This window comes from Rhodococcus sp. P4_F5, from assembly GCF_056401315.1.
Window position 1 is genome coordinate 1 of sequence record NZ_JBFUJP010000125.1, and the last position, 6062, is coordinate 6062.

Consider the following 6062-nt stretch of genomic DNA (forward strand, 5'->3'; position numbering starts at 1 on the left):
GGACGACGCGGTTCGGCGCCGACCGGGCTCGCGTAGTGCCTGGGTGCTGCTGGCCCGGGCGGAGCCGGAGTTGGCGGACTGGGCGGAGTACCTCGCCGGCCATTCGGCCACCCGCGCGGCGATCGAGGCGGGGATCTCGCGCACCGTCACCTGGGGCGAGGCGGACCGGTTTCACCGGGAGGTGTCGCAGTTCCTGACGGCCGTCGAGGAGTACCTCCGYGACGGCCTCGGGCGTCGTCCGGCCGCGGGTTCGATCGTGGGGAGGTCTGCCTGACAGGCGATCCGCGGGGGATTCGAAAATTGATTCGCGACTCGTAGTGGGATGTAGGTGGTACGCCACTGCGAGTACTCGTAGTATGGACTCCAGGTAGCCGCGAACGACGGCAACCGGCCAGTCGTCCCAACGAACTGGCCGCCACCATTTAGTGCCGGGGGAGGTACCGTGCCACTCTCCGAGCACGAGCAGCGGATGCTCGATCAGATCGAGAGCGCTCTCTACGCCGAAGACCCAAAGTTTGCCTCCTCTGTAAGGGGAGGCCGAATGCGTGCCGCCTCGAGCAAGCGTCGCCTGCAGGCGGGGGCATTGCTGTTCCTGGGTCTGGTTCTTCTGGTCGCCGGGGTAGCACTACCCGTCAAGCCGGGTGGTTTCCCCATCATCAGCCTGCTCGGTTTCGCAGTGATGTTTGGAGCCGGGGTCCTGTTCCTCATGCGAGGGTCGAAGCAGGGTCTCTCGGCAGTGCATGACGAGGGTGCCGGGTCCGCGCAGCGGCCCAGTGCCGGTAAGCATCCCAGTACCGGCAAGCACAACGACGGCCGAAAGGGCGGCGGGTTCTCGTCCCGCATGGAGGATCGGTTCAAGCGGAGGTTCGAACAGGAGTGACCGTGCCGGCCGGGTGAGTCCCGGGCGCACGCCGACAAGACCGCACGTCGAAAAGACCAAGGGCGCGACACCGAACAGGTGTCGCGCCTTTTTCGTGTCGGCTCCCACATTCCCCACCGTCCCCCCGCGGGTCTGTCGGGGGCTGATCGGAGTCCGGTCGCGGGGCCCTGACCTGGTCGTTTCGTGCGGTCCCGGAAGGGGTCGGAATCGAACTCCCGGGCAGTGGCGCACGTCGCAGAAATTCTCCCCACTTCGCGCCACCTCTGTGACCAGCACACTTCTCGCAAATTGGGCAGAATCGGTCGTGTGTTGTCCTTGAACGTGGGGCAAAGTGGGGTAACGTGGTGCGCAGCGGTTGGGAAGGTGAACCGCAGGGCATAGGGCGTTCGAAATCGGGTACGAGATCGGCAACGCAATGTGGAGGTGGCGAGGATGTTTCTCGGTACCCACACGCCGAAGCTCGACGACAAGGGGCGGCTGACGTTGCCCGCGAAGTACCGGGATGCACTGGCGGGGGGGTTGATGGTCACCAAGGGTCTCGACCACAGCCTCGCGGTGTATCCCCGCGACGAGTTCGTCGCGATGGCCCGCCGGGCCGCGGCGGTGTCGCGGACCGATCCGGACGCCAGGGCCTTCGTGCGTGGCCTCGCGGCCGGCGCCGACGAACAGCATCCCGATGCTCAGGGACGGATCACCCTCTCCGCGGACCACCGGCGTTATGCCGGGTTGTCCAAGGAGTGCGTGGTGATCGGACAGATCGATTTCCTCGAGATCTGGGATGCCCAGGTGTGGCAGACGTATTCCGACGAGAACGAAGAGAACTACTCCCAGGCCAGATCCGAACCTCTGAGCGAGATCCTGTAGTTCACGACAACGGCGAGTGCCGCGAGGCCTCTGCCCGACACCGACCCTGACGCACTTCCCCAGCGCCAGGTTCGGTCAATCGGACAGGGACCCCGAGTCATTCGCCCCAGATCACCTTCGTGATTGTCAGCGCCCGCAGACACGACCAGAAGACCCGGAGGCAGCAATGGTGGACGACGAGGCCGGCGAATCCGCCTCCACTGGCGAGTTCGGTCACGTCCCGGTCATGCTCGGTCGAGCGGACGAACTCCTGTCCCCGGCATTGACCCGCGAGTCGGCCGACGCATCCGGTGCCGTGATGATCGACGCCACCCTCGGTCTCGGCGGTCACTCCGAGCACTTCCTGCGCACCTACCCGGGACTGCACCTGATCGGACTCGACCGCGACCCCTCGGCTCTGGCCAAGGCAGGCGCGCGCCTCGAGCCGTACCGGGACCGGATCACGTTGGTGCACACCAGGTACGACGGCATCGTCGATGCGCTCGAGCAGGCCGGCCTGCCGCCGACCGGGTCGGTGCACGGCATCCTGTTCGACCTCGGCGTCTCGTCGATGCAGTTGGACGAGGCCGAGCGTGGGTTCGCCTACTCGGTGGATGCGCCGCTCGACATGCGGATGGATCCCACTCGCGGGTTGACCGCCGCCGACATCCTCAACACCTACAGCCACGGTGAACTGGCCCGGGTGCTCAGCACCTACGGCGAGGAGCGCTTCGCCGGCCGGATCGCTTCGGAAGTGTTGCGTCGCAGGCAGGTCGAGCCGTTCACCACGAGTGCCCAGCTGGTCGAGGTGCTGTACGCCTCGATTCCCGCGGCCACCCGGCGCACCGGCGGGCACCCGGCCAAGCGCACCTTCCAGGCGCTGCGGGTCGAGGTCAACGGCGAGCTGGACTCGCTGCGCGCCGCGATCCCCGCCGCGCTGGACTCGCTCGCGGTGGGTGGTCGGGTGGTGTTCATGTCGTACCAGTCGCTCGAAGACCGGCTGGTCAAGCAGGAACTGACCCCGCGCACCAAATCCCGTAGCCCGGAAGGCCTTCCGATGGAGCTGCCGGGCATGGGTCCGGAGTTCGAGTTCCTGACCCGAGGTGCCGAACGGGCGAGCGAGGAAGAGATGGCGGACAACCCGCGGTCGGCCCCGGTCCGACTGCGCAGTGTCGAGCGGATTTCCAGGAGGGTGACGCCATGACAGTTCCCGTCCGATCGGGTGCCGCACGGCCTCGTGGTGCCGCCGCCGTCCGACCGAAGGTCCGCGGGCGTGCCCCGGCGACCGTCCCCACCGGCTCCGGTGCCCCCGCGCGGTCGAGCGCGGCGCAGCGAGCCTACGAGCGTCGGACCCAGCGGGCGACGGGCACCACGGCCGCGCCGGCCCGACGCGGCTCCGCGCTGACCGCCCGTATCCCGTTCGTTGCCACCGTGATCGGGCTGCTGTCCGTGGGCCTGGCGATCACGCTGCTGCTGACCACGCGCTCGGCGGAGGACTCCTACAAGCTCAGCGCCGCCCGTCAGCACAACCAGGAACTGTCCGAGCAGCGTTCGTCGCTGCAACGCGACAACGAGGCCGCCGCGTCCGCCCCGGAGCTTGCCCGCAAGGCGACCGAACTCGGCATGATCCCGGTCAAGAACGTGGCGCGTCTGGTCGTGGCGCCGGACGGCACCGTCGCGGTGGTCGGCGACCCGGCTCCCGCGCAGGGCACACCGGCGCCGCCGCTGAACAAGCCGGCCCCGGCCCCGACGCCCACCCGCAACCTTGCGCCGACCACCCGCGCGGCAGCCCCGACCACCGCGTCCCGCCCCGGCTCGCCGCTCGCGGCAAATCAGCCGCAACTGCAGGCCGAGGGTGAACACTTGATCCCCATGACCACTGCAACGCCCGGTGCGGCCGCTGGACAGGCAGGTAGCGCGGGCGGTCAGAGGTGACCCGAGGTCCCTCCGCCGCTCCACCACCCCGGGCTCGGCCCGGTTCTCAATCCGGCAGGGCTCGGCCCGGTTCTCAATCCGGCAGGACCCGGCCCGTCCGGCCTCGCCGGCCGCGGCCGACCGAGGCCGCGTCGTTCCGGTTCCGTTTCCGCGTCGGCCGCACGGTCATGTTCGTCGCGCTCGGTATCGCCGTGGTCCAGCTCCTGTGGGTCCAGGTCGTGCAGGCGCCGAAGCTGTCCGCCGAGGCCGCCAACCAGCGCGCCATCACCGTGATCGAACCCGCCACCCGCGGCTCGATCTCCGACCGCAACGGCAACCCGATCGCGTTCACCATGGAGGCGAAGGCGCTGACCTTCCAGCCGGTCCGGGTCCGCAAGGAGATCGAGGAGGCGGCCGTCAAGGCCGGCAAGGATCCGAAGGTCGCCGACCGGCTCAAGGAGATCGCCAAGGGCATTCACAAGGCGCTCGGGGACACCGCCGCGGAGAAGGACCTGCTCGCCAAGCTCAAGAGCGACGAGACCTTCGTCTACCTGGCCCGCAGCGTGGACCCGAACATCGCCGCGAAGATCGTCGACGAGTTCCCCGAGGTCGGGCTCGAACGCCAGGACATCCGCGAGTACCCGGGCGGCTCGCTGGCGGCGAACATCGTCGGCGCCACCGGCTGGGACGGCCACGGCCTGCTCGGCCTCGAGGACTCGCTGGACTCCACGCTCGCCGGCACCGACGGGTCGCAGACCTACGACCGCGGCTCCGACGGCGCCGTGATCCCCGGCAGCTGGCGCGACAAGCAGCCGGCGGTCAACGGGTCCAGCGTCGAGCTGACCCTGGACTCGGACCTGCAGTACTACGTGCAGCAGCAGACCCAGCTGGCCAAGGACGCGTCCGGCGCGAAGAACGCGTCGGTGGTGGTGCTGGACTCGCACACCGGCGACGTGCTGGCGATGGCCAACGACAACACCTTCAACCCGTCCATCGGCGTCGCCAACAACGGCAAGGCCGAGATGGGCAACCTGCCGGTCAGCACGCCGTTCGAGCCGGGTTCGGTGAACAAGATCGTCACCGCGGCGGCCGCCGTCGAGTACGGGCTCACCACGCCCGACGAGGTGCTGCAGGTGCCCGGGGGGATCCAGATGTCCGGGGTGACCGTCCGTGACGCCTGGGAGCACGGCGTCGCGCCCTACACCAGCACCGGCGTGTTCGGGAAGTCCTCGAACGTCGGCACCCTGATGCTCGCGCAGCGGGTCGGCGAGGACCGGTTCGCGGACATGCTCGAGAAGTTCGGCCTCGGCCAGCGCACCGACGTCGGACTGCCCGGCGAGAGCGCGGGCGACGTCCCCAGCCGCGACCAGTGGTCGGGCGGCACCTTCGCGAACCTGCCGATCGGCCAGGGCCTGTCGATGACCCTGCTGCAGATGACCGGCATGTACCAGGCCATCGCCAACGACGGCGTCCGGATCCCGCCGCGGATCGTGCGCGCCACCGTCGACGCCGACGGCAACCGCACCCGGGCCGAGCATCCCGAGGGCATCGAGGTGGTCAGCCCGAAGACGGCGGCCACCGTGCGGGACATGTTCCGGTCCGTCACCCAGCGCGACCCGATGGGCTACCAGCAGGGCACCGGCGCGGCGGCCGGTGTCGAGGGCTACCAGGTCAGCGGCAAGACCGGCACCGCGCAGCAGGTGGACCCCGCCTGCAAGTGCTACTCGAACTCGAACTACTGGATCACCTTCGCCGGCATCGCGCCCGCCGACAACCCCCGGTTCGTGATCGGGATCATGCTCGACGCCCCCGTGCGCAGCGCCGACGGCTCCGGCGGGCAGTCCGCGGCACCGCTGTTCCACAACATCGCCTCGTGGATGCTCCAGCGCGACAAGGTGCCGCTGTCCGCCGATCCCGGCCCGAGACTGGTGCTGCAGGCGGACTGACCCGCCCCGCGTCACCACGCCGAGTCCACCGAAGCCACCCGTCGCCGGTAACGTGACACGCTGGCTTGCGACCAATTCCGTCGCCACCTGACCGAACCTCGAGAGGAGTCACCTGCCCGTGCATGGGACTAACGCTTCGCGGTCCGCGGATGCGGCGGGGGGACTGCGGCCGACGCACCCGCCCGCCACCGGGGTTGCGGCGCTGGCCGCGCTGATCGGCGCCCGGCTGGACTGGATCGGCGCCGCCGCACCGACCCCCGACTCCGGCGCGGCCCCGGCCGCGGACGTGGCGGTGACCGGCGTGGAACTGCGGGCCCAGACCGTCGCGGCCGGCGACCTGTTCGCCGCGCTGCCCGGCGCCCGCGCGCACGGTGCGGAGTTCGCCGCCGACGCGCTGGCCCGCGGCGCCGTCGCGGTGCTCACCGACGAGGCCGGCCTGGCCACCCTCGCCGCGTCCGCCGCCGGGCCGGTGCCCGTGC

7 protein-coding genes are annotated in these 6062 nt (G+C 69.9%); all 7 read left to right on the forward strand.

Features of this window, described 5'->3' with window-relative positions; all coding sequences use genetic code 11:
* Nucleotides 1-274 (forward strand): SAV_6107 family HEPN domain-containing protein (locus AC1DU4_RS25885; RefSeq protein ID WP_477844773.1); only part of this gene is annotated, 274 nt, incomplete at its 5' end.
* Nucleotides 275-442: 168 nt separating this feature from the next.
* Nucleotides 443-880 carry a DUF3040 domain-containing protein gene (locus tag AC1DU4_RS25890; protein WP_072846273.1) on the forward strand — a complete coding sequence of 146 codons (438 nt, stop codon included), beginning with the start codon at nucleotides 443-445 and terminating at the stop codon, nucleotides 878-880.
* A gap of 432 nt (nucleotides 881-1312) precedes the next feature.
* On the forward strand, nucleotides 1313-1744 hold the full coding sequence (gene mraZ, locus AC1DU4_RS25895) for a division/cell wall cluster transcriptional repressor MraZ (protein WP_072846306.1): 432 nt from the start codon (nucleotides 1313-1315) through the stop codon (nucleotides 1742-1744).
* A 166-nt stretch (nucleotides 1745-1910) separates the two neighbouring features.
* A complete protein-coding gene (rsmH, locus tag AC1DU4_RS25900; protein ID WP_477844776.1) occupies nucleotides 1911-2927 on the forward strand; it encodes a 16S rRNA (cytosine(1402)-N(4))-methyltransferase RsmH in 1017 nt (338 codons plus the stop codon).
* Entirely contained in the window at nucleotides 2924-3658 is a 735-nt protein-coding gene (gene ftsL / locus AC1DU4_RS25905) for a cell division protein FtsL (protein WP_477844778.1), read from the forward strand. Before rsmH ends, ftsL begins: the two co-directional genes overlap by 4 nt.
* Nucleotides 3655-5583 (forward strand): peptidoglycan D,D-transpeptidase FtsI family protein, encoded by a 1929-nt coding sequence (locus AC1DU4_RS25910; RefSeq protein ID WP_477844782.1) that lies wholly within the window; start codon nucleotides 3655-3657, stop codon nucleotides 5581-5583. Before ftsL ends, AC1DU4_RS25910 begins: the two co-directional genes overlap by 4 nt.
* Nucleotides 5584-5701: 118 nt before the next feature.
* The coding region (locus AC1DU4_RS25915; RefSeq protein WP_477844784.1) for a Mur ligase domain-containing protein at nucleotides 5702-6062 on the forward strand (361 nt) is incomplete at its 3' end.